Annotated in this window: 21 protein-coding genes; 11 read left to right on the top strand and 10 right to left on the bottom strand. The window is 58.9% G+C overall.

All coding sequences use genetic code 11. The features are described from left to right. The first annotated feature begins 5 nt into the window (after positions 1 to 5). Both lpdA and ACIOMO_RS00340 read left to right on the top strand, forming a co-directional pair. A complete protein-coding gene (gene lpdA / locus ACIOMO_RS00345) occupies positions 6 to 1,379 on the top strand; it encodes a dihydrolipoyl dehydrogenase (protein WP_401237418.1) in 1,374 nt (457 codons plus the stop codon). Positions 1,380 to 1,612: 233 nt separating this feature from the next. Beyond that, the gene (locus ACIOMO_RS00340) at positions 1,613 to 2,632 is read left to right on the top strand and encodes a branched-chain amino acid aminotransferase (RefSeq protein WP_053121443.1); all 1,020 of its coding nucleotides are present in this window, start codon (positions 1,613 to 1,615) and stop codon (positions 2,630 to 2,632) included. A gap of 129 nt (positions 2,633 to 2,761) precedes the next feature. Here the strand turns inward: ACIOMO_RS00340 and ACIOMO_RS00335 are convergent, their stop codons facing one another. The 3 genes from ACIOMO_RS00335 to ACIOMO_RS00325 form a co-directional block, all read right to left on the bottom strand. After that, positions 2,762 to 3,583 (bottom strand): TIGR03915 family putative DNA repair protein, encoded by an 822-nt coding sequence (locus tag ACIOMO_RS00335; RefSeq protein ID WP_053121444.1) that lies wholly within the window; start codon positions 3,581 to 3,583, stop codon positions 2,762 to 2,764. After that, positions 3,580 to 4,800, bottom strand: a complete 1,221-nt coding sequence (locus ACIOMO_RS00330; RefSeq protein WP_212551534.1) for a putative DNA modification/repair radical SAM protein — start codon at positions 4,798 to 4,800, stop codon at positions 3,580 to 3,582. Before ACIOMO_RS00330 ends, ACIOMO_RS00335 begins: the two co-directional genes overlap by 4 nt. A gap of 142 nt (positions 4,801 to 4,942) precedes the next feature. After that, a complete protein-coding gene (locus tag ACIOMO_RS00325; RefSeq protein ID WP_212551533.1) occupies positions 4,943 to 5,704 on the bottom strand; it encodes a helix-turn-helix transcriptional regulator in 762 nt (253 codons plus the stop codon). 78 nt (positions 5,705 to 5,782) lie between these two features. On the opposite strand from ACIOMO_RS00325, the gene ACIOMO_RS00320 reads away from it, so the two are divergent. The 3 genes from ACIOMO_RS00320 to ACIOMO_RS00310 all read left to right on the top strand — a co-directional run bounded on the left by ACIOMO_RS00320 (position 5,783) and on the right by ACIOMO_RS00310 (position 8,212). Further along, positions 5,783 to 6,886: a cytochrome P450 gene (locus ACIOMO_RS00320; RefSeq protein WP_401237415.1), complete on the top strand. Its 1,104-nt coding sequence runs from the start codon at positions 5,783 to 5,785 to the stop codon at positions 6,884 to 6,886. A gap of 434 nt (positions 6,887 to 7,320) precedes the next feature. Next, positions 7,321 to 7,698 (top strand): DUF6124 family protein, encoded by a 378-nt coding sequence (locus tag ACIOMO_RS00315; protein ID WP_282356558.1) that lies wholly within the window; start codon positions 7,321 to 7,323, stop codon positions 7,696 to 7,698. 202 nt (positions 7,699 to 7,900) lie between these two features. Next, positions 7,901 to 8,212: a helix-turn-helix domain-containing protein gene (locus ACIOMO_RS00310; protein WP_282356559.1), complete on the top strand. Its 312-nt coding sequence runs from the start codon at positions 7,901 to 7,903 to the stop codon at positions 8,210 to 8,212. A gap of 176 nt (positions 8,213 to 8,388) precedes the next feature. On the opposite strand, the gene ACIOMO_RS00305 is transcribed toward ACIOMO_RS00310, so the two are convergent. Beyond that, positions 8,389 to 8,727 carry an FKBP-type peptidyl-prolyl cis-trans isomerase gene (locus ACIOMO_RS00305; protein ID WP_053121462.1) on the bottom strand — a complete coding sequence of 113 codons (339 nt, stop codon included), beginning with the start codon at positions 8,725 to 8,727 and terminating at the stop codon, positions 8,389 to 8,391. Positions 8,728 to 8,890: 163 nt separating this feature from the next. On the opposite strand from ACIOMO_RS00305, the gene ACIOMO_RS00300 reads away from it, so the two are divergent. After that, positions 8,891 to 9,970, top strand: a complete 1,080-nt coding sequence (locus tag ACIOMO_RS00300) for a diguanylate cyclase domain-containing protein (protein ID WP_401237413.1) — start codon at positions 8,891 to 8,893, stop codon at positions 9,968 to 9,970. Positions 9,971 to 9,978: 8 nt separating this feature from the next. Here ACIOMO_RS00300 and ACIOMO_RS00295 read toward each other — a convergent pair whose 3' ends face one another. Further along, entirely contained in the window at positions 9,979 to 10,284 is a 306-nt protein-coding gene (locus tag ACIOMO_RS00295; protein ID WP_053121466.1) for an RcnB family protein, read from the bottom strand. 191 nt (positions 10,285 to 10,475) lie between these two features. Between ACIOMO_RS00295 and ACIOMO_RS00290 the strand changes: the two genes are divergently transcribed. The 4 genes from ACIOMO_RS00290 to ACIOMO_RS00275 all read left to right on the top strand — a co-directional run bounded on the left by ACIOMO_RS00290 (position 10,476) and on the right by ACIOMO_RS00275 (position 15,363). Continuing rightward, complete coding sequence (locus ACIOMO_RS00290) at positions 10,476 to 11,078, top strand: LemA family protein (RefSeq protein ID WP_256218868.1); 603 nt, start codon at positions 10,476 to 10,478, stop codon at positions 11,076 to 11,078. Positions 11,079 to 11,102: 24 nt separating this feature from the next. After that, positions 11,103 to 12,965: a M48 family metallopeptidase gene (locus tag ACIOMO_RS00285; RefSeq protein ID WP_053121468.1), complete on the top strand. Its 1,863-nt coding sequence runs from the start codon at positions 11,103 to 11,105 to the stop codon at positions 12,963 to 12,965. A gap of 325 nt (positions 12,966 to 13,290) precedes the next feature. Beyond that, entirely contained in the window at positions 13,291 to 14,583 is a 1,293-nt protein-coding gene (locus ACIOMO_RS00280; protein ID WP_053121470.1) for an MFS transporter, read from the top strand. A 12-nt stretch (positions 14,584 to 14,595) separates the two neighbouring features. After that, positions 14,596 to 15,363 carry a substrate-binding domain-containing protein gene (locus tag ACIOMO_RS00275; protein WP_053121472.1) on the top strand — a complete coding sequence of 256 codons (768 nt, stop codon included), beginning with the start codon at positions 14,596 to 14,598 and terminating at the stop codon, positions 15,361 to 15,363. Here the strand turns inward: ACIOMO_RS00275 and ACIOMO_RS00270 are convergent. Then, complete coding sequence (locus tag ACIOMO_RS00270) at positions 15,353 to 16,267, bottom strand: LysR family transcriptional regulator (RefSeq protein WP_212544650.1); 915 nt, start codon at positions 16,265 to 16,267, stop codon at positions 15,353 to 15,355. The two genes, ACIOMO_RS00275 and ACIOMO_RS00270, sit on opposite strands and share 11 nt — an antisense overlap. A gap of 285 nt (positions 16,268 to 16,552) precedes the next feature. Here ACIOMO_RS00270 and ACIOMO_RS00265 point away from each other — a divergent pair, with 285 nt between their 5' ends. Next, entirely contained in the window at positions 16,553 to 18,361 is a 1,809-nt protein-coding gene (locus tag ACIOMO_RS00265; protein WP_401237411.1) for a monovalent cation:proton antiporter-2 (CPA2) family protein, read from the top strand. A gap of 135 nt (positions 18,362 to 18,496) precedes the next feature. Here the strand turns inward: ACIOMO_RS00265 and hcnC are convergent, their stop codons facing one another. From hcnC to ACIOMO_RS00245, 4 genes are all read right to left on the bottom strand, one after another. Beyond that, positions 18,497 to 19,756 (bottom strand): cyanide-forming glycine dehydrogenase subunit HcnC, encoded by a 1,260-nt coding sequence (gene hcnC / locus ACIOMO_RS00260; RefSeq protein WP_401237409.1) that lies wholly within the window; start codon positions 19,754 to 19,756, stop codon positions 18,497 to 18,499. Continuing rightward, positions 19,749 to 21,158, bottom strand: coding sequence for a cyanide-forming glycine dehydrogenase subunit HcnB (gene hcnB, locus ACIOMO_RS00255; RefSeq protein WP_401237407.1), 1,410 nt, complete (start codon positions 21,156 to 21,158; stop codon positions 19,749 to 19,751). The genes hcnC and hcnB overlap by 8 nt, the downstream gene beginning before the upstream one ends. Continuing rightward, positions 21,155 to 21,469 (bottom strand): cyanide-forming glycine dehydrogenase subunit HcnA, encoded by a 315-nt coding sequence (gene hcnA / locus ACIOMO_RS00250; protein ID WP_053121483.1) that lies wholly within the window; start codon positions 21,467 to 21,469, stop codon positions 21,155 to 21,157. Before hcnA ends, hcnB begins: the two co-directional genes overlap by 4 nt. A gap of 381 nt (positions 21,470 to 21,850) precedes the next feature. Next, entirely contained in the window at positions 21,851 to 22,783 is a 933-nt protein-coding gene (locus ACIOMO_RS00245; RefSeq protein ID WP_053121485.1) for a hypothetical protein, read from the bottom strand. Positions 22,784 to 22,810 lie beyond the last annotated feature (27 nt).

Below are 22,810 nucleotides of genomic sequence, written 5' to 3'. Positions count from 1 at the left end.
CGCGCATGCAATCTCTGAACACCACGCTGCTGATCATCGGCGGCGGTCCTGGCGGTTATGTAACCGCGATTCGCGCCGGGCAACTGGGCATTCCGACGATTCTGGTCGAAGGCCTATCGCTGGGCGGCACGTGCCTGAACATCGGCTGCATCCCGTCGAAAGCGTTGATTCATGTGGCTGAGCAGTTTCACCAGACCCGGCATCACAGTCAGCATTCGGCGCTGGGCATCAGCGTTGCCGCGCCGACGCTCGACATCAGCAAAAGTGTCGAGTGGAAGGACGGCATCGTTGATCGCCTGACCACTGGCGTTGCGGCTCTGCTGAAGAAGAACAAGGTTCAGGTCATCAATGGCTGGGCCAAGGTCATCGACGGCAAGACTGTTGAAGTCGGCGACACGCGCATTCTATGCGAGCATCTGGTGCTGGCCACCGGTTCGACCAGCGTCAATCTGCCGATCCTGCCGATTGGCGGGCCGATCATTTCCTCCACCGAAGCGCTGGCGCCGACATCCGTGCCGAAACGTCTGGTCGTGGTGGGTGGGGGTTACATCGGTCTGGAATTGGGCATCGCTTATCGCAAGCTCGGCGCCGACGTCAGTGTGGTCGAGGCACAGGATCGCATCCTGCCGGCCTACGACGCCGAACTGACACAACCGGTGCATGACGCGCTGAAGCAACTCGGCGTGAAGCTGTTCTTGAAACACAGCGTGCTGGGTTTCGACGGCACGTTGCAGGTGCGTGATCCTGATGGCGAAACCCTCAATCTGGAAACCGATCAGGTGCTGGTCGCCGTCGGTCGTAAACCGAATACCCAGGGCTGGAACCTTGAAGCGCTAAATCTGGACATGAACGGCTCGGCGATCAAGATCGACAGCCGCTGCCAGACCAGCATGCGCAACGTCTACGCCATCGGTGATTTGAGCGGCGAACCGATGCTCGCTCACCGCGCCATGGCGCAGGGCGAGATGGTTGCCGAGTTGATCAGCGGCAAAACCCGCGAATTCAGCCCGACGGCGATTGCTGCGGTGTGCTTTACCGATCCGGAATTGGTGGTGGTCGGCAAGACGCCGGACGAGGCTAAAGCTGCGGGGCTGGACTGCATTGTGTCGAGTTTCCCGTTCGCGGCGAATGGCCGGGCGATGACGCTGGAGTCGAAAAGCGGCTTCGTGCGCGTGGTCGCTCGTCGGGACAATCATCTGATTGTCGGCTGGCAGGCGGTGGGCGTTGGCGTGTCCGAGTTGTCGACAGCGTTTGCGCAAAGCCTGGAAATGGGCGCGCGGCTGGAGGACATCGGCGGCACCATCCATGCGCATCCGACCTTGGGAGAAGCGGTGCAGGAAGCGGCGTTGCGTGCCCTCGGGCATGCGTTGCACCTGTAAGTGGTGGTGGCAACACCGGCCCCTTCGCGAGCAGGCTCGCTCCCACATTTGAAATGCGTTCCACCTGTGGGAGCGAGCCTGCTCGCGAATTCTTAAGGGCAACGCGATTTATCTGTCTGTCATCCGATAGTCCGGGCTGCGAAACCGCTCAAGAATGAAGTATTGTTGTGCCCATCCAAAAAACGTCAGAAGCCTTGAACCGTTTCGACGGTTGTTCAGTGATAGAGGGTGTCATGGGTAACGAAAGCATCAATTGGGACAAGCTGGGTTTTGACTACATCAAGACCGACAAGCGCTATCTGTCGTACTTTCGCGATGGCGAGTGGGACAAAGGCACCCTGACCGAAGACAACGTGCTGCACATCAGCGAAGGCTCGACGGCCCTTCACTATGGTCAGCAGTGCTTCGAAGGCATGAAGGCCTATCGTTGCAAGGACGGCTCGATCAACCTGTTCCGCCCGGATCAGAACGCCCTGCGTATGCAACGCAGCTGCGCGCGTCTGCTGATGCCGACCGTTGATACCGAGCAGTTCATCGAAGCCTGTAAGGAAGTGGTTCGTGCCAACGAGCGCTTCATTCCGCCTTATGGCACCGGCGGCGCGCTGTACCTGCGCCCGTTTGTGATTGGCGTGGGTGACAACATCGGCGTGCGCACTGCCCCCGAGTTCATCTTCTCGATCTTCTGCATCCCGGTCGGCGCCTACTTCAAGGGCGGCCTGACCCCGCATAACTTCCAGATCTCCAGCTACGACCGCGCCGCCCCACAAGGCACCGGCGCAGCCAAAGTCGGCGGCAACTACGCGGCCAGCCTGATGCCGGGCTCGAAAGCCAAGAAAGCCAACTTCGCTGACGCGATCTATCTGGATCCGATGACCCACACCAAGATCGAAGAAGTCGGTTCGGCCAACTTCTTCGGGATCACCCACGACAACAAGTTCATCACCCCGAACTCGCCGTCGGTTCTGCCAGGCATCACCCGCCTGTCGCTGATCGAACTGGCGAAATCGCGTCTGGGCCTGGAAGTGGTTGAAGGCGACGTGCTGATCGACAAACTGTCGGACTTCAAAGAAGCCGGCGCTTGCGGTACAGCGGCAGTGATCACGCCGATCGGTGGCATCAGCTACAACGATCATCTGCATGTGTTCCACAGCGAGACAGAAGTCGGCCCTGTGACCCAGAAGCTTTATAAAGAGCTGACCGGTGTACAGACCGGCGACATCGAAGCGCCAGCGGGTTGGATCGTTAAGGTTTGATTTGACGGCTCTGGATGTATAAAAGCCCTCCACCGAGTGATTGGTGGGGGGCTTTTTTGTTGTGGTGATAAAGATCAAAAGATCGCAGCCTTCGGCAGCTCCTACATGATCGCCTGATCTTTTGATCTTCTATTTCAAGGCAATCCTTTTTCCGGCACGACTGGCGATCCCACTCGCCTGCCCGTTCTGCTGCTTCCCCATCCGCGCCTGCGTAATCAGTCCAGGAATCAATTCGCCCTCCGGCAGATTCTTCCAGAACCGCACCGGCAAATGTCCCTGCATGACCTTCGGATTCAACCGCGCCGGATTGAAGATGTGGCTGTAATACGTCAACCACAGATCACCATGCGGATCATCGACGTTCTGCGCCAGTTGCTGCCATTCCACGGGGCATTGACGCTGGTGAATCAGTTGCTCGCCATCGTAATAAACCCCGTCACGCGGCGTCGCGATCAGCCAGCGATGGCGGCCCATGCGCCCGATGAAATGTTCGCTGGCACTGTGCAGGATGTCGTGGGCCGGTTCGTGCCACGCCACGTATTGCGGGCCAGCGCTGGCTGACGGGCGTTCGATGAAACGCACAAACGCATGCAGGTGATGGGCTTCGCGGCGCACCTGTTTGATACGCCGCTGTAGCTCGCTGCCAAGCTTGTCTCCGGCGAGCATGGCCGTGCGATCGCCATGGCTGACCCGCCACAGCACTTCATACAAAAGGCTCCAGCGTTGATCGCCGCGGTATTGCGCCGCTTGTTCCAGCGTATCGAGCAATGCACGCGGAATCCGCGCCATAAACGGCCCCTGACCTTCTGGAACTGGAGCATCACTGGCGAACAGGTCTCCCACCCCTTCCGACGCCCAGCTCACCAGACTTGGATCGATTTCATGGCTCAGCAGCCAACGCGCTTGCTGACGCCACGTCTCGAACAGATCGTCGCAATCAAGATTGATCATCCCCATAACCCCATCTGTTGCGGCATCGGCCGGTCGCGCAATTGCTGATAGAGCAAATGGCTGGTGACTTCGGCCTGCTGTGGGTGGTAATCGCTGGTGATGATGAACGGCTTGGCCTTGGCCAGCACGCAGCGCATGCGCGCGACGTCTTCGTAGCGGATTCGGCGCTGACGACGCAGCTCGACCAGGCGTTCGGTGGTGCGCAGGCCGATGCCGGGGATGCGTGAGATCAGAGACGCTTCGGCACGGTTCAGATCCAGCGGGAACACTTCACGATTCTGCAGTGCCCACGCCAGTTTCGGATCGATGTCCAAGGCCAGATTGCCCGGGCCCTTGAGCAGTTCGTCAGCGCTGTAACCGTAGCTGCGCAGGAGGAAATCGGCTTGGTACAAACGGTGTTCACGCATCAGTGGCGGCGCGGCGAGGGGCACGCTTTTCGGGCTGTCGGGGATCGGGCTGAATGCCGAATAGTAAACGCGGCGCAAACGGAAGTTGCCGTACAGCGACTGCGCACTGTGCAAAATTGTGCTGTCGTCGGTGTCGTCGGCGCCGACGATCATTTGCGTGCTCTGCCCAGCGGGCGCGAACTTCGCTGATCGGGGTTCATTGAGAACGGTTTGCACACCGGTGTAGATGGTGTTCATGGCCTGTTTGATCGAGCCGATATCTTTCTCCGGCGCCAACGTCTGCAGGCTGGCGTCGGTGGGCAGTTCGATATTGACGCTCAAACGATCGGCGTAACGCCCCGCTTCTTCGATTAGCGCAGGATCGGCTTCGGGGATGGTTTTAAGGTGGATGTAACCGCGAAATTCATGTTCTTCGCGCAGCAGCTTCGCGACGCGCACCAGTTGCTCCATGGTGTAGTCCGCCGAGCGGATGATTCCGGAGCTGAGAAACAAGCCGCTGACGCAGTTGCGCCGGTAGAAATCCATGGTCAGCGCCACCACCTCTTCCGGCGTGAAACGTGCCCGGGGGACGTCACTGGAACGGCGATTGACGCAGTATTGGCAATCGTAAAGGCAAAAATTGGTCAGCAAAATCTTCAACAACGACACGCAGCGCCCGTCCGGCGTATAGCTGTGGCAAATGCCCATGCCATCGGTCGAGCCCAGACCACTCTTGCCCTCGGAGCTGCGTTTGGGCGCACCGCTGCTCGCACATGACGCGTCGTACTTGGCGGCGTCGGCGAGAATGCTCAGCTTGTCGATGATTTGCATGGCGCGGGCTCTTTACTGTTTGGATATACAGTATAGCGTCGCGAGCTTGCGCACAAGGTTGGGCACGACCCCTCGTCGGCTTGGAGCGAAGATGAAAAGATCGCAGCGTTCCGCAGCTCCTACGTAGATTCGGGATCGGGGTTCATCGGGTGTACACACGCTCTGTAGGAGCTGCCGAAGGCTGCGATCTTTTGATCTGGCCTTTATCAATCGCCACCTCAACACCAAACCGCACACTGATTTCCTTGCGCCCTACGGCCGTCAACGCCAACGCCCGACTGTCCAGATCCTGCGTCACCCACTTACGCCTCAACGCCGCTTGCAACAACGCCGCCCCTAACGAGCCACCCAGATGCGGCCGACGCATGCTCCAGTCCAGACAAGGACAAGCAAACTTGCGGCGCAACGTGCTCAAATCCTGAACCTCGATACCCAGACCTTCAAACAGCGCCGCGCCACTGTCACTCAAGCGATACGCCTGCTCGTCCGTCTCCACCAGCCATCCGGCCTCGATAAAACGGTCATGCAGCCACACCGCCAGTGTCCCCGCCATATGGTCATAGCAAGTCCGGGCGAATTGCAGACGATCCGGCGTGTGCGGCTTGAACGTCGGCGCGGCGCTTTGGCCAATCACCATCAAGGCTTCCAACGCCTGGGCGACGCGCTGATCGGCGAGGCTGTAATAACGATGACGGCCCTGCACATGCAGACGCACCAGCGCGAGATCCTTGAGTTTGGCCAGGTGCGCACTGGCCGTGGAGGCGCTGACCTCGGCGATGGCTGCCAGCTCCGTAGGGGTGCGGGCGTGGCCGTCCATCAGCGAGCAGAGCATTTTCGTACGCGCCGGTTCCGCGATGGCGGCGGCCACTTGAGAAACGCCGATGTCTTGATGTTCTGCGTGCATATTTCGCTCCCGGACGAATCGTCGCCGCTGAGGACTGACGATACTCGCATCACTTTCCTGACGACAAGGCTGCGAACCATGGATCCGATCAACGCTGCGACTCATACCGATCCCTATCCTTATTACGCATCGCTGCGTGCTCAAGGAGGCTTGGTGTTTCATCAGGAACTGAAATTGTGGCTCGCCAGCAGCGCCCGTGCAGTGTGCGCGGTGTTGGCGCATGCCGATTGCCGCGTGCGTCCCGCACAGGAACCGGTGCCGAAAGCGATTGCCGATGGCATGGCCGGCAAGGTGTTCGGCCAGTTGATGCGGATGAATGATGGCGAGCGTCAGCGTTGCCCGCGTTCGGCAATCGAGCCTGCGCTTGAGCTGATCAATAAAGCCGAGGTTCGCGCATTGGTGGCTGCACGGTTAATAAACGTGGACGCCGACGGCTTATATAAAGCCATGTTTCGCGGGCCTGTTTGCGTGGTCGCGGCGCTGCTTGGTTTTACCCCGGCGCAGGGCCGGGCGATCAGTGCGCTGACGGCGGATTTCGTCGCCTGTCTCTCGCCGTTGAGCAATGACCTGCAATTGGCGGCGGCGCATGCGGCGGCTGAGCAGTTGCGCGGGTATTTCATCGAGTTGCTGGCTGAGGCGGACAGCGCTTTGCTGACGGAAATTCAGCGGCGGTTTGAAGGCGATGAAGAAGCGCTGATCGCCAATTTGATCGGGCTGTGTTCACAGACTTATGAAGCCACTGCCGGGTTGATTGGCAATGCTTTGGTGGCGCTAAAGAGTCGGCCCGATTTGCGTGAGGCGTCGATGGAAGCGGTGTTGGCGGAAGTGCAGCGTTTTGATCCGTCAGTGCAGAACACGCGACGGTTTGTGGCGCAGTCCTGCGAGATTGATGGGGTGCGGGTTGAGGCTGGAGATGTGATTCTGCTGTTGTTGGCCTCGGCCAATCGGGATCCGGCGTTGAACGAGCATCCTGACCAGTTTTTGCCGGATCGCCCGAACCGGCGCAGTTTCAGTTTCGGCAGCGGACGGCATCAGTGTCCCGGGCAAGCGCTGGCGATGGAAATTGCCGGTGCGACTGTCAGAGAAATCCTCGATCACGGTGTGAATCTGGAGCGACTGGCCTGGCATTACCGGCCTTCGCTGAATGGACGGATGCCGATGTTCAGTTTCTTGAGTGACTGATAGACCGCCTTCGCGAGCAAGCTCGGCTCCTACAAGGATTTGCGCGTCGCCGATCAACTGTAGGAGCAAAGCTTGCTCGCGAAAGGCCCGGAAAAACGCAGCATCATTTCGGCATCATCCACAAGGCTACAGCGCCTTGCGCCTTTGCCTACAACTACGCCAGAATCCGCCGGCTTGTGCGGTTTGGGGGCTGCCGGTAACTTGGTTCGCGTCACTGAATGTTCAGTGATCGGGTTTAGTCGCTCGGTAATCCACTCAATCTGTACAACGTTCCAGACAGTAGGTATTTCGATACCTCACTCAATGGTAGCTGTGCGCAGGGCGCCTTCGGGTGCGCCGGTTTGGGTGGGTATTCCGGTCGACTAACCTGCGTATAGCTGCCACCTCTCGTTTAGTCGCGAGGTGGTGTCAGCATCACTTTGGAAACCTCCGCAATGTTCAAAGTAACGCCGAATCCACCAGAAACAGATGCCATACCCGAATCGGATCCAACCTCCCCCTACTCCGCCCCCAATTCCAGAAAACTCCACGAGGCCGCCGAACGCGCCCTCGACCATTACCTCAAACCGCACATCCCGTCCGAACGAAAACCCAGCACCATGTTCATCGTCGCGCCGGACATGGAAACCGAATCCCTGTTAGCCCACGCCTGCGAATCCATGGCCTCGGCCAGCATCATGCTCAGCGACTTCGCCGGCCTGCTCGAAACGCCCTACCGCAACACCCTGCTCGGCATCCAGCAAGTCGTCATGCTCGGCGAACTCGCCGTCAACCGCGCCCTCGACAACCTCGAACCGCCCACCCGAAACTGAGACTGAAAACTTTGGCGAGGGAGCTTGTCGAATCGTCGCACCGTCCCGCTCGGCTGCGAAACAGTCGCAAAACCGGTATCTGCGGTGTATCTGAATTACCCGGATCGAATGGTTTTAGGGTCGCTACGCAACCCAGCGGGAGCAAGTTCCCTCGCCACAAAAAAGCAGGCCGTCTGAAACCAAGGAAACAGGCTATGAACCCATGAAGGATCATCCAGACCACAATCAATGCTTTTCAAGTATTTGGGATGCACTGGAAGACACCCCGCAGCACGCAGCCGATATGCGTCGGCGAGCCAAACTGATGCGTACGCTTTGCGAGACCATTCGCGCCTGGGAGCTTCCTCAGAAGGACGCAGCGAAACGGTTGGGCATCACTCAGCCACGCCTCAATGATGTACTCAACGGTAAAATCGACAAGTTCTCGCTGGATGCATTGGTCAATCTGTCCGCCGCTGCGAAATTAGAAGTAGATATCTGCTTTCCCTTGGCTCCGCCACTGCAATGGGCCTGATATCAGCTATCGCCTAAAGGCACTTCAACCCAACCACCGCTAGAAGTCCGCAAAGTTAGAATGCGCAGGCTTTTTGGATAACCTCAACATCATCCAGTGAGGGCAACGCTTCGCTGGATGATAGAGGCGCATTCCTTGTGTTCACGGCTCAAATAAAAACACCTAAGCCACCCACCTCAATCCTCCCGCGTCAAAACCTCCAGCAACTCAATCTCAAACACCAGATTCGAATTCGGCGGAATCTTGCCCATCGTCCGCTCGCCATAACCCAAATGCGCCGGCACCAGCAATTTACGCTTGCCGCCCACCTGCATCCCCATCAGCCCTTGATCCCAGCCCTTAATCACACGACCGGTGCCAATCACGCACTGAAAAGGTTTGCCACGGCTGTAGGAAGAATCGAACTCGCTGCCGTCTTCCAGCCAGCCTGTGTATTGGGTGGTGATCAGCGCGCCTTTGACTGCGGCTTTGCCCTCGCCTACCTGAAGATCGATTACCTGCAGTTCATCATTCATAACATTCGCTCTATTGTTCAGCAGGCCGCCGTTTTCCCAGAATTGCTGGCTGTTGGCAACCCGAACACGCAGATCAACGCTGTATCCGAATCGAGTGATGACGCATTAAGATAGCCAACCGCCACTACTTCACGGATCGATTCGCCATGCCGGCAGCGCCCCAATGACCCAGCTCTGGATCGGCCTCGCCGTTGGCGTGATTTTGCTGGCCGTGATTGCCGTGCTGTTCTGGCGCGAACGTGAATTGCGTCGGCAACTCGCCGAGTACCGAGAGCTGCTGACCCGCGCAGCCGATGGCCAGTACATTCATCAAGACGGCGATGCCGAGCGCTTTAAACGTAGCCAATATTTCGCGCGCATTGGCACTTGGGATTGGGAGGTCGATACCGATCGGTTGTACTGGTCGGACGCCATCTACGGCATGTTCGGTTTCAAGATCGGTGACATCACCCCGTCCTACGCCCTCTTCTGCTCCTGCGTACACCCGGATGACCGCGTGCGGGTGCGCGACGGTGAGTTGCGTTGCCTGGAAACCGGGGAAAACCATGACGAGGAATACCGCGTAGTCTGGCCCGACGGCACGATTCGCTGGCTGCGTGAGACCGGCAATATAGTGCGCAACGACCATGATGCGGTGATCAAAATGATGGGCGTGGTGCGCGACATCACTGAAGAAAAGGCCTCGGCCAGTTACCTCCAGCACCTCGCCCACTTCGATCCGCTGACCGGTTTGCCCAATCGTCTGGTGCTGGAGCAACGGCTGTCCGAAGCACTGGATCAGGCGCGACAAACTGAAACCCGCGTCGCGCTGGTGTTCGTCGACCTCAACGGTTTCAAAAATATCAACGACCACTACGGCCATGCCGCCGGCGACCGCGTTTTGATCACCACCGCCACCCGCCTGAAACGCATCCTGCGCAGCACCGACACCGTCGCGCGGATTGGTGGCGACGAATTCGTGGTCATCCTGCAGGGCTTGTCACCGAGCCTCAACCTGCAGGACGAAGCCCGCAGCATCTGTCAGAAAATTTTCATCGAACTGTCGCCACCGATCAGCATCGGCAACGACCAGCGCCACATCGGCACCAGCCTTGGGGTGGCAGTGTTTCCGGATCACGCGACGGCGATGGATCGGCTGCTGCACATTGCCGATCTGGCGATGTATGAGGCTAAGCGCAGTGGGAATAATCAGTATCGGTTGGGCGGGGAAAGCCCTGCGCGAGTGCATGCGCAGGGCTTTTGAATCTCAACTTAACGCGGAACCGGTTTCATCTCGACAATCGTCCCGTTGGTAATCATCACCATGACGTACTGGTCATTGATCTGCACCCATTGCGCCTGTTCAACCGGTTTTTTCAGGCCTTTGGCTTTCCAGTCAATGGCTTTCTCGCTGCGTTGATAGATATCCGGGGCGCGGTCGTTGACCTTCAATTCGCGGTCGCTGACCGGGGATTGAACGGAGGGATCGCTTGAGGTTTGCGCCGCTTGAACAAGTGGACTGATCCCGGCAATGCCGGCGACGAGGGCCAGGCTGGCGATTAGGGTTTTGCTGTTCATCGGTGAACCTCTATTGATGTGTGATACCTGAACTCCGACTGCGGGGCGCGGGAATCATTCCGTGTTTTTGCTATGGCTGGCCGGGAAATTGTAGTCGCCGGTCATGCCGCCTTCGCTGGCAAGCCAGGCTCCCACAGGAGTGATGTTTTTGCGCTACCATGCCGCGCAATTTCCCGCCGAGTGAAAAGGACATCACCGTGAACACCTATCTCGTCGTCAATCTGGTTTTGCTGGCGCTGTGCGCCCTCTACGCCATGCGCGTGTTCAACTCGCTGGTGGCGCGGCGCAACGAAATCAAGAACGCCTTCGCGCAAGTCGAAGTGCAGCTCAAACGTCGTTATGACCTGATCCCCAATCTGGTGGTCATCGCCAAAGGTGCGATGGCCAACGAACGCGAAACCCTCGAAGCCGTGATCGTCGCGCGCAATGCCGCAGTGGCGGTGCTTGCAGCCGCACAGTCGCAACCGGGCAAGGCGCAAAACATCGAACAATTGGGTCAGGCCGACAGCGCGCTCAACGGCGCCGTGGATCGTTTGACCGTGACGCTCGAGGCTTATCCGGATCTGAAAGCTTCGCAGAACATGCTGCAACTGAGTGAAGAGTTGAGCAGCACCGAGAACAGAGTGAGTTTCGCGCGCCAGGCTTACAACGATGCGGTGATGGCTTACAACACGCTCAAACAGAGTTTTCCGGCGGTGCTGCTGGCGACCAGTTTTGGCCACGGCACCGATGCCGCTCCCCTTAAATTCGCTGACACATTGGCCATCAAGGTCGCTCCAAAAGTGTCGTTCTGATCCTCTTTGCCAACGGATGGCTTCATGAATTTTTTTGAACAACAGCGTCAGGCTCGACATCAGACTGCGCGGCTGATCTTGCTGATGGTCATGGCAGTTGCCTGCCTGATTCTGCTCACCAGCCTGCCCTTCGTCATCGGCGCCTTTGATCGCCGACACAACAGCGACATGGGCGCCGCCTGGCGTGCGTTGGCGTTCACCGCAACATGGGTGTCGGGCATTGTGCTGGCGGGCAGTCTGTACAAATTCTTTCAACTGCGCGGTGGCGGCAAAGTCGTTGCGCAGACGCTTGGCGGGCGCTCTGTTAACGAAGACGTGCGCACGCTGGAAGAGCGCCAGTTAATGAACGTAGTCGAGGAAATGGCGCTGGCCTCTGGTGTCCCTGTACCGGCGGTTTACCTGCTGCCGGATGAGAGCATCAACGCTTTCGCCGCCGGATTCACGACCGAAGATGCAGCGATCGGTGTGACTCAGGGTGCAATAACACTGCTGACTCGCGATGAGTTGCAAGGCGTCATCGCTCATGAGTTCAGCCATATCTACAACGGCGATATGCGCCTCAACACGCGGTTGGTGGCAGTGGTTCACGGAATACTGGTGCTGGGTTTGGCAGGCGCTTCCTTACTCGCAGGGCTAGCCAATACCGGCAAGGGTGAAAAGCGTGATGGCCGGTTGGTTTTCGTACTGGCTTGTCTCGGACTGATACTGTGCGCGGCCGGTTTTGCCGGTAGTTACTTTGGCAATCTGATCAAGGCAGCGGTCAGTCGCCAACGCGAGTTTTTGGCGGATGCCAGTGCCGTGCAATTTACGCGCAACCCCCAGGGCCTTGCCGGTGCGCTGAAAAAGATTGCCAGTCAAGGTTCGTCCTTGAGTTCACCACGAGCCCAGCAGTTCAGTCATCTGTACTTCAGCGACGGCTCAGCAAAGCCGTTGAAAAACCAGCTAGCCACTCACCCTGATATTGGCGAGCGCATTCGGCGGATTGATCCTCTTTGGGATGGCAGTTTTACCAATATCCCGGGATCAATCCAAGCGCGAACCGAGCCTCGAACCTTTCCGCATCTGTCTGACGTCTTCAGCATGGTTCCTGATTCAGCCATGGCTGTGCTTTACGAGATGAATGCGGATCAGGCTCCCATTTCTACCATCGGCGTCATCCCCCAAACTCTTAAAGATGCCGCTCACAGCACCGGTGGCGCACAGGCCATCGTCTATGGATTGCTAATTTCCCGCTCGCCTTCACTCTCGGCAATTCAACTCGATGCACTGCGAGATGATATCGACACCACAATATTCGACACCCTCAACCAGCTACATGAACCGTTATCGACGCTCAATCCCGGACTGCGCGTACCGCTTCTGGATCTCGCTATCTCCAGCCTCAAGCACCTAGACAAGAAGCCCTTCGCGGCGATGAAGCAAACCATGAACCGGCTGATAAATGCCGACAACGAAACCGAGCTACTGGAGTGGACACTGCTGCGCATCGTCGAACGCAATGTCGAGGGCGCGCCTGCGGTTCAGTTCAAGTTCGGTTTGTTCCAATGCGCGGAACAATTGCTGGTTTTGCTCAACGCCATGGCCCGCGCCGGGCAGCAGAATCAACAGGCAGCCTTGCAGGCGCTGCATTTTGCCTGGGAAGGACTGACGTTCGAACCGCCGGAAGAACTGCCGATTGAACTGGAAGAACTGGCAGGACTGGAAGCGGCGATCAAGCGTCTGCGCCATCTTATGCCGGAAGAGCGGCCCGCCCTGCTCAACGCGATGACTCGTTGTGTGATGCATGACGGCGTAATCACCGTGGCTGAGGCGGAAATTTTCCGCGCGGTGGCTGATTTGCTCGATTGTCCGTTGCCACCGTTTCTGGTCGCAACTGCTGACGCGTAGACCGCCATCGCTGGCAAGCCAGACTCCCACAGGATTGCGGGGTGCTCGCAAAATCTGTGGTCACCCCGATCAACTGTGGGAGCGGGCTTGCTCGCGAATGCGGTAGCCCAGGCAATATATCTAGCGACTGACACACCGCTTTCGCGAGCAAGCCCGCTCCCACAGGGTTGTGCGATGTCGTTAAGGGTATTGATCCGCTTTACACATCAATGCATGCCAACAATGCAATTAACATATTGTTACACCTGCGCCACCATCCGCCCCAATAACATCCGTGCGCAGACTCTCCGTGGCGCACGTCATAAAAGCGGTGGAGTACTTTGCTATGACAGCCACAATCCCTCACGGCGGCTCGCGGGCCGGCGCCATTTTCCGGGTGACCTCGGGCAACTTCCTCGAACAGTTCGACTTCTTTCTGTTCGGCTTCTATGCCACACAAATCGCGTCGGTGTTTTTCCCGGCGAGCAGTGAATTCGCGTCCCTGATGATGACCTTCGCGGTGTTCGGCGCAGGCTTTTTGATGCGTCCGCTGGGGGCAATCGTGCTCGGTGCGTACATCGATGACGTCGGTCGCCGTAAGGGTTTGATCGTCACGTTGTCGATCATGGCCAGCGGCACGATATTGATTGTGTTGGTGCCCGGATACGAAACCATCGGCCTGTTTGCGCCGGCGCTGGTGCTGATCGGGCGTCTGTTACAAGGCTTCTCCGCCGGTGCGGAATTGGGCGGGGTTTCGGTGTATTTGTCCGAAATCGCTACGCCGGGCCGCAAGGGCTTTTTCACCGCGTGGCAGTCGGCCAGTCAGCAAGTGGCGATCATCGTTGCCGCTGCGTTGGGCTTCGCGCTGAACGCGTGGATGGCGCCGGACGTGATTGCCGATTGGGGCTGGCGCATTCCGTTTTTCGTCGGTTGCATGATCGTGCCGTTCATCTTTCTGTTGCGTCGTAATCTGGCGGAAACCGAAGAGTTTGCCGCGCGCAAACACCGTCCAAAGATGGGCGAAGTGTTCCGCACCCTTGGCCAGAACTGGGTGGTGGTGCTCGGCGGGATGTTGATGGTCGCCCTGACCACCACCGCGTTTTACCTGATCACCGTTTATGCGCCGACGTTCGGCAAAACCGTGCTGCACCTGAGTACCTCGGATGCGCTGCTGGTGACTTTGCTGGTCGGCGTGTCGAACTTCTTCTGGCTGCCAATCGGCGGCATGTTGTCGGATCGCATCGGCCGTCGCCCGGTGCTGATCGCGATGTCACTGCTGGCACTGGCTACGACTTATCCGGCGCTGTCGTATCTGGTGCAGGCGCCAAGCTTCAGCCACATGTTGCTGTCGCTGTTGTGGCTGTCGTTTATCTACGGCATGTACAACGGCGCGATGATTCCGGCGCTGACCGAGATCATGCCGGTCGAAGTGCGTGTGGCCGGTTTCTCCCTCGCGTATAGCCTGGCGACCGCAATTTTCGGCGGTTTCACCCCGGCCATGTCGACCTTCCTGATTCAGTACACCGGCGACAAAGCCGCGCCGGGTTACTGGATGAGCATCGGCGCGCTGTGCGCATTGTGCGCGACGCTGTACCTCTATCGCCGCGCGGGCGGCCGTCTGCAACCGGTTGCCGCATAAGGAATAATGACCATGAAAAAACTCTTCAACCTCACCGCCCTCGCCCTCTTCGCGTTCAGCGCTCTGGCACATGCCGAACAACTGAACGTGATGACGTCGGGGGGCTTCACCGCTGCCTACAAAATCCTCGGCCCGAAATTCGCTGCCGCCACCGGCAACACCCTCGACACCCAACTCGGCCCGTCGATGGGCAAGGCGCCGGAAGCGATCCCCAATCGCCTCGCGCGCGGTGAACACGCCGACGTGGTGATCATGGTCGGCTATGCCCTCGATGACTTGATCAAACAAGGCAAGGTCGACGCGGCTTCCCGCGTTGAACTGGCAGACTCGCGGATCGGCCTGGTGGTACGCGAAGGCGCGGCGAAACCGGACATCAGCAACGTCGACAACCTGAAGAAAACCCTGCTCGACGCACAGTCGGTGGCTTACTCCGACAGCGCCAGCGGCGTGTACATCGAGCAGCAGTTGTTCAAGAAACTCGGCATCGAAGATCAACTGAAACCGAAAGCGAAGATGATCCCGAAAGTCCCGGTGGGCTCGGTGGTTGCCACTGGCGACTATCAACTGGGCTTCCAGCAAGTCAGCGAATTGCTGCCGGTGCCGGGGGTGAGTTTTGTCGCGAAGATTCCGGAATCGGTGCAGTCGGTGACGCGTTTTGCTGCCGGTATTCCGGTGAACGCAGAACACCCGGCCGAGGCGAAAGCCTTGCTCGCTTATCTCGCCGCGCCCGCCGCCCAGGCTGACGTGCAAGCGACCGGGCTGGATTCGGTCAAGCGCTGACGGTCGGCGACACGACTTTCATTTCCACCACCAGCCGCTCCAGTTCCAATGCTGCCGGGGTCAACGTACGATCCCGGCGCTTGATGATGCCGACGCTGCGCATCACCTGCGGATCGGTCAGCGGCACCCGCGTCAGAATCGGATGATCCGGCCCCGGCATCGCCATCAACGGCACCGCCGCCACGCCCAACCCGGCCTCCACCAAACCGATCATCGTCGTCACATGCAGGGTTTCGCAGATACTTTGACGCTGCGGCACCACCCGGCTCAACGCTTGATCTAGCAAAAAGCGATTGCCCGAGGTCTTGTCCAGCGAGATGTAATCCTGCTGATAAAACTCGTCCCACGTCACGCTGCTGCGCCCGGCCAACGGGTGATCGCGGCGACAAGCGACCACGTAGCACTCCTGCACAAGCGGTTCGAAATCAACTTTGGCATCCTGCGTGCCCATAAAACTCAAACCGAAATCCGCCTCGCCGTTGACCACGGCGGTTAGGACATCGTGGGCGCTGGAGTCGAGGACTTTGACCTTGATTCGCGGAAATTGCTGGTGATAGCGGGCGACCACGCGCGGCATGAAGAAGTACGCGGCAGACGGCACGCAGGCGACGGTGACGTGGCCCAATCGGGTCGAGGCGACTTCGCTGATGCCGAGCAGCGCAACATCCAGATCATCCAGCAAACGCTCGACGCTGGGCAGAAACCCGCGTCCGGCCTGAGTCAGGCTGACTTTGCGAGTGGTGCGCTCGAACAGCTTTACCCCGAGGGCGTCTTCGAGCTTTTCGATGCGCCGGCTCAGGGCTGGTTGCGACAGTCGCACGGTGTCGGCGGCCTTGCGAAAACTGCCCTGCTCGACCACCGCGCGAAAGGCTTGCAGGTCGTTGAGGTCGAAGTTGATGGCCATGGCGGACTCGCAGGGATTGATACGCAGGGGTTATAAATGTAACCAATTGAAGCAAATTATTACAGAGCACATCTGGATCCCTGTAGGAGCTGCCGAAGGCTGCGATCTTTTGATCTTTCATTTTTGGAGGCGAAACAAAGATCAAAAGATCGTCCGATCGCGGCCCGAGCCTTCGGCAGCTCCTACAGGGTGTGTCCAAGGGATGCGATGCTCGGTTTTGTGGTGCGTCGAGCAGCCAGCCCTTATCCTTGCCGCATTCGCCGTACCGTTGTCAGGAGTAAACCCATGCCCCATGAAGGCAATTTGTTACAAGCCATCGTCGTCTTTCTATTGGCGGCGGTGCTTATCGTGCCTTTGGCCAAACGTCTGCAATTGGGCGCTGTGCTCGGTTATCTGTTTGCCGGGGTGATCATCGGCCCGTCCGTGCTGGGGCTGATCGGTAACCCGCAAAGCGTCAGCCATATTTCTGAATTGGGCGTGGTGTTGTTGCTGTTCATCATCGGCCTTGAGCTGTCGCCGCGACGGTTGTGGGTGATGCGTAAATCGGTGTTCGGCGTTGGCCTGGCGCAGGTGCTGCTGACGGCCTCGGTGATCGGTGTGTTGGCGTTGTTCGCCTTCGGCCAACCGCTCAACAGCGCGATTGTGCTCGGCCTCGGTCTGGCCTTGTCGTCAACGGCGTTCGGCCTGCAAAGCCTGGCCGAACGCAAGGAGCTGACCAGCCCTCACGGTCGGCTGGCGTTTGCGATTTTGCTGTTTCAGGACATTGCGGCGATCCCGTTGATTGCGCTGGTGCCAATGCTGGCCGGCGGCGATCACACCACCAGCGCCGCTCAAGACTTGAACCACGGTTTACAGGTGCTGGGCAGTATTGCCGTGGTCGTGGTCGGCGGCCGTTATCTGTTGCGCCCGGTGTTTCGTATTGTCGCGAAAACCGGACTGCCGGAAGTCTCGACCGCCACCGCGTTGCTGGTGGTGATCGGCACGGCGTGGCTGATGGATCTGGTCGGCGTGTCGATGGCACTGGGCGCGTTTCTCGCCGGCCTGCTGTTGGCGGATTCGGAATATCGCCATGAGCTGGAAGCGCAGATCGAACCGTTCAAAGGCTTGCTGCTCGGTCTGTTTTTCATCAGCGTCGGCATGGGCGCCAACCTCAGTTTGCTGCTCAGTGCGCCAATTACTGTACTGGGGCTGACGCTGCTGTTGATTGGTCTGAAACTGCCACTGTTGTTTATCGTGGGACGCTTGGCCGGCGGACTGAACAAGGTCAGTGCGATTCGTCTCGGTATCGTGTTGGCGGCTGGCGGTGAGTTTGCCTTTGTGGTGTTCAAGATCGGACGCGATCAGAACCTGTTCGATCCGCGCCTGTATGATTTGCTGGTACTGACCATCACCCTGTCGATGGCGGTGACCCCGCTGCTGTTGTTGATCTGCGCAAAAATGGTCAGCCCGAAAGTGCAGCCGGTGGAAGTACCGGAGAAATTCCGCGAGATTGATACCGACAGCCCGCGCGTGGTGATCGCTGGCATGGGACGGATGGGTCAGATAGTCGCGCGGATTTTGCGTGCGCAGAACATCAAGTTTGTCGCCCTCGACACGTCGGTGGAAACCATCGAACTGTCGCGCAGCTTCGGCGGTGTGCCGGTGTTCTACGGCGACCCGATGCGCGCGGAAATTCTCAACGCGGCGAAGGTTGGCGAGGCGGAATATTTCGTGATTGCCACGGACGATCCGGAGACCAACATCAAGACCGCCGAAGTGGTGCGCAAGCTGTATCCGCACATGAAAATCATCGCCCGGGCGCGTAACCGTCAGCATGTTCACCGCTTGGTGGATGTCGGCGCTGAGGCGATTCGTGAAACGTACTACTCAAGTCTGGAAATGAGCCGGCGCACGTTGGTGGGGCTTGGGTTGACGCAAGCGCAGGCTGATGCGCGGATCAAACGCTTCAAGCATCACGACGAACAGGTACTGGAAGCGCAACATGCGGTTTACGACGACATGGCCAAGGTGCTGCAAACCGCCCAGGAAGCCAGAGCGGAGCTGGCGCGGCTGTTTGAGTCGGATCAGTTGGAAGAGGAATCGCGTAAGCCCTGAGCCCGTGTTCAATACCGAAATAATGTGATCACCCAACCCTGTAGGAGCTGCCGAAGGCTGCGATCTTTTGACTCTGATTTTAAAGATCTAGATCAAAAGATCGCAGCCTTCGGCAGCTCCTACAGGAGGATTGTGTCAGGCCAGTTCGAGTTCCAGGGCTTGCTTGACCGGCACTGCTTCAAACCGATCAGCCAGAAACGGCGTGATGTCCAACGGCAACGGTTCATCATTGACCAGTTTGTCCAGCAACACGCCGGTGATCGCCGAGGTCAGAATGCCGGTGCGGAAGTGCCCGCAGGCATTCAAATACCCTTGCACGCCGCGCATCGGCCCCAGAATCGGCAACTCATCCGGCGAACCCGGGCGCAATCCCGCCCATGTGCGTTTCAGGTTCACATCCTTGAGCTCTGGCAAACAGCGCACCGCGCCCTGCACCAGCCCGGCTATTTCCGGATAGGTGGTGGTGACGTCGAAGCCTTTGTCTTCGGTGGTGCTGCCAATCAGGATTTCACCGTTGTCCTTTTGCACCACGTAGCAATCGCTGGTGGTCAGGCAGCCGTTGAGGATTTTCGGCAGGCGTTCGGTCAGCAGAATCTGGCCCTTCACCGGTTTTACCGGAATACGGATGCCGGTCGCCCACTCGCTCAAATCTGCCGCCCAGGCACCGCCCGCGTTGATCAGGGTTTTGCAGTGGAACACGCCTTCTTCCGCCGTTTGCACGCCGGTCACCCGCGAACCGTGATGCAACACGCCGGTCACGTTAGTGTTGACGTAGATATCGACGCCGTTCTGCCGCGCGCCTTCGGTGTAGGCATCGGCGAGACGGAACGGGCTGACCTGATGGTCGCAGAGAAACTCCAGCGCCCCGCGTGCTTCGTGACTGACGCTCGGTTCAGCTGCGCGCAACTCGGCCCGATCCAGCCAGCGCACTTGATCGGCCAGATGCGGAATGCAGCCGACGATATGCTCGGCGTACAACCGATCCTCATCGTCATAAATAACGAATTTCAGCCCGGTTTTTTCGAACTTGAAATCCATTCCGTGGTTGTCCTTCAACTCACGGTGCAGCGCCGGGTACAGCGCGTTGGATTGCAGGGCAAAGTCGAAGAATGACGGCGGCAGAATGTGCGGCGTGCTCGAGTCGACTGCAACAGCGGCGCCTTGGGTTTCGCGCTTGCGGTTGGCCGACATCATGCGAAAAAAGATCACCCCGCAACCGAGGCCGACCGACTCGCCGATCGCCCACAAACCGCCGGCCGAAGCACGCGTCGCATTACCCGGGCGCTTGGCGTCGATCAGCGCGACTTTAAGATTTTTGCGTTTTGATAATTGATAGGCGCAGGACGCGCCGATCACGCCACCGCCGGCGATGATCACGTCGTAGAACTTACTCATGGGAAACGGCCTCCGTGCCGACGGACTGAAACGCGGAAAAGGGAATCGGATCAATCGGGAAACGCGGGCGCAGCCAACCGACGTCCTTGCGCCCGGTGGCTTGGCGCAGCCTGTCGCTGCAATAGCCGACGCACATGCGCCCCTGACAATCGCCCATGCTCACGCGGGTGCGCATTTTCAGACTGGCGATGTCTTGCACGCCTTGCTCCAGCGCCAGATCGATGTCGGCACGGGTGGCGTGTTCGCAGCGGCAGATAACCGTGTCGGCCGCGGGCAATGCCGTTTGGCCAACCCCGCGTTCGGTGTAGCGATCGACCGCCGCGCGAAACCGCACAATGGCTTTGAGTTTGCTCAGAAAGCGGTCGCGGCGAATCTGCGCCAGTTCCTCTTCGAAGACGCCGCGTTGCAAGAGGATCGACGTGGCGGCAATTTTGCCGGCGAGCATCGCCGCTTCACCGCCGCGAATCCCGCCCATGTCACCGGCCAGATGCACGTGGGGCTGATTGCTTTGCTGCCAGATATTCGAATGGGCACGCAGATAACCGTCGTCACTGAAACCGTGATCCAGGCCCATTTGCTGACTGAGCTGCGTACGCGGGATAAAGCCGTAACCGACGGCCAATGTCTGCGCTTCAAAACGCTCGACGCTGGCCATGTCCGGCTCCCAAGTGGCCGAGTACGGCGCGACGCTGACGCTTTTCAGCCCGCCCTCGCCGTGGGCTTCGACCACGCCCCAGCCGTAGTGCATCGGAATGCCATGCAGTTTCAGATAGGCCAGCATGCTCAACCCGTCGAGAAAAAGCTGTGGTTTGTTCAGCAGCGCCAGACTCTCCCGGGCGATCTTGCCGAACGCACAGGCCTCATAAACGCCAGACACCTTGACGCCGGACGCATGCAGTTGCGTCGCCACCAACGGCAGCAGGGGCCCGGTGCCGGCAATGATCACGGGGCTTTGGGGTTTGACCACGCCACTTTTAATCTGCAACTGCAGGCCGCCGAGCATGATCACGCCCGGTAGCGTCCAGCCAGGAAACGGCACGCTGCGTTCGTGGCAACCGGCCGCGAGCAACAATTGTGGGTATTGGATTTCGTGCAACTGTTCGTCGCCATCAAGCACTACCAATGCTCGTGTACCCTCAGCGCCGACCACGCGGTGGTTGAGACGAACGTCGATCAACCCGGCATGCTGCTGAAATTCACCGTGCAATTTGCCCAGCGCTTCCGCGTACTGCGGCCCGAGGTAATCCAGTTGCACGCCGTCGCGCAATGGCCCGCGATAGACCACACCGCCCAGACGCGAAGCCTCTTCCAGCACCGTGCAGCGCACGCCGTGGCGAGCCAGTTCAATGGCCGCGGCCATGCCCGCCGGCCCACCGCCAACAATCACCGGATGCAGGTTCATACGACCTCCTGCGCAGTGATGCGGTTGACTTGAGTTTCAATTTGCATACCGTCGCGCACTACCGTCTGGCAGGCGCGGCGCTTGTGCCGGCCATCGATTTTCACCAGACAGCACTGGCACACGCCCATGCCGCAGTAGGCACCGCTGATCTGCTCATGGTCGTTGCGTGCGATCTGGCGCATGCCGAGGGCTTGAATGACGCTGAGGACGGTTTCGCCGATGGCGGCATCGACCGCCTGGCCGTTGATATGGACAGTCATATCCGCCTGCGCCAAGGGCTGGATATCGAAGGTTCTTACTAGGCAGTGCATTGCAATTCATCCGTGAAAAGTTCAGGGGAGTTGTGCGTCCGCTCCTTGCTGTACTACAGCGTGTCGACGTGTTCACTTCATTTGATTCGTGCGTCGCTTCGGCTACTACGTCAGCGCAGTACTTGCGCCTGTTGCACTGTAGCTCACGCCCAGCCAAGGTCTGGATCAAATACGTTAGTGAATATTCCAGAGGGAAATATTGACCCAGATCGGTAGCCGGTCATTCAGGCAGAAACGAAAAAGCCGCTTGCACCCGAAGGTGCAAGCGGCCGAGGCATAAGCCCCAATAGATCAGTGTACGAACAGCGCAATCAGGATGATGATCGGGATCGGTACGCCGAGAAAAAACAGTAGAAGTGAGCGCATGGTGATGCTCCTTGTTTAACGGACTGGAGTGGTCGTGGTGTAGGTATCGACTTCAACGTACTCGACTGCATCGCGACGACGACCGCCAAAGGTGGCCGCGAGGCTGGCGAAGAAGGCACCGGCCAGCAGCGCGATGAACATCCACAGCGAAGTCCAGGCAGCGACTTTCGCAGCGGTGTCAGCCGCTTGTTGAGCTTTGACTTTGGCGTCGGCGATGGCTTTCTGAGTGCGGGCATAGACTTCATCTACACGGCGCTCGGCATCAGCCTGCGACAAGTTAGTACGTTGAGCGACCAACTGCGCCAGGTAGGTACGGTCCTCGGCACTCAGCTGACCGTTGGCCAGGCTTTGCGCGAAGATGCGGGCCACGGCGCCGTGGGCAGCGTCATCGCTGACCGAAGCCGGGCGATCATCACGGAACAGGCTGTCGATGAAGTAACCGTACTGGTTGCTGTCGGTGTTCGCCGCAGCGGTACCGGCCGCCTGGGTCATGGCACTGGCTGCACCGCCCGCCACGCTGGCACCGGCCTGCACACCGCCGCTGACAATGCTGCTGACCGAGCCGACCACTAATGTTGCGGTGACCAACGTTGCCACACACCAGGCGAGGAAACCGTGCGCGGTGTCGCGGAAGTACACCTCGTCACCGTGCATGTTCGCCCACTTGACGCGCAGACGCCCGGCCACATAACCGCCCATGCCGGAAGCGATAATCTGCGTCGCCGCCAGCCACACGATTGTTGAAATACCCAGGCCCTTGGCACTCACGCCCTCCCCGGCCCACGGTGAAACAGCGGAGAAACCCAGACCGAAACCGAGCAGTACAAGGATCAACGACAATGCCGCAGCCGCCGCCGCGCCAGCGAAGATCGCGCCCCAGGACACCCCTGAGACGTTGCTCGAATCTCCTTCAAAGGCAGGATAAAACCCATCAGAGGATCTATTCATTGTTGTTCTGCTCCAGGCATGAAAAAT

It is taken from the genome of Pseudomonas sp. NPDC087804 (genome assembly GCF_044742965.1).
Lineage (GTDB): Bacteria > Pseudomonadota > Gammaproteobacteria > Pseudomonadales > Pseudomonadaceae > Aquipseudomonas > Aquipseudomonas rustica.
This window is presented reverse-complemented; position numbering and strand designations above follow the sequence as displayed.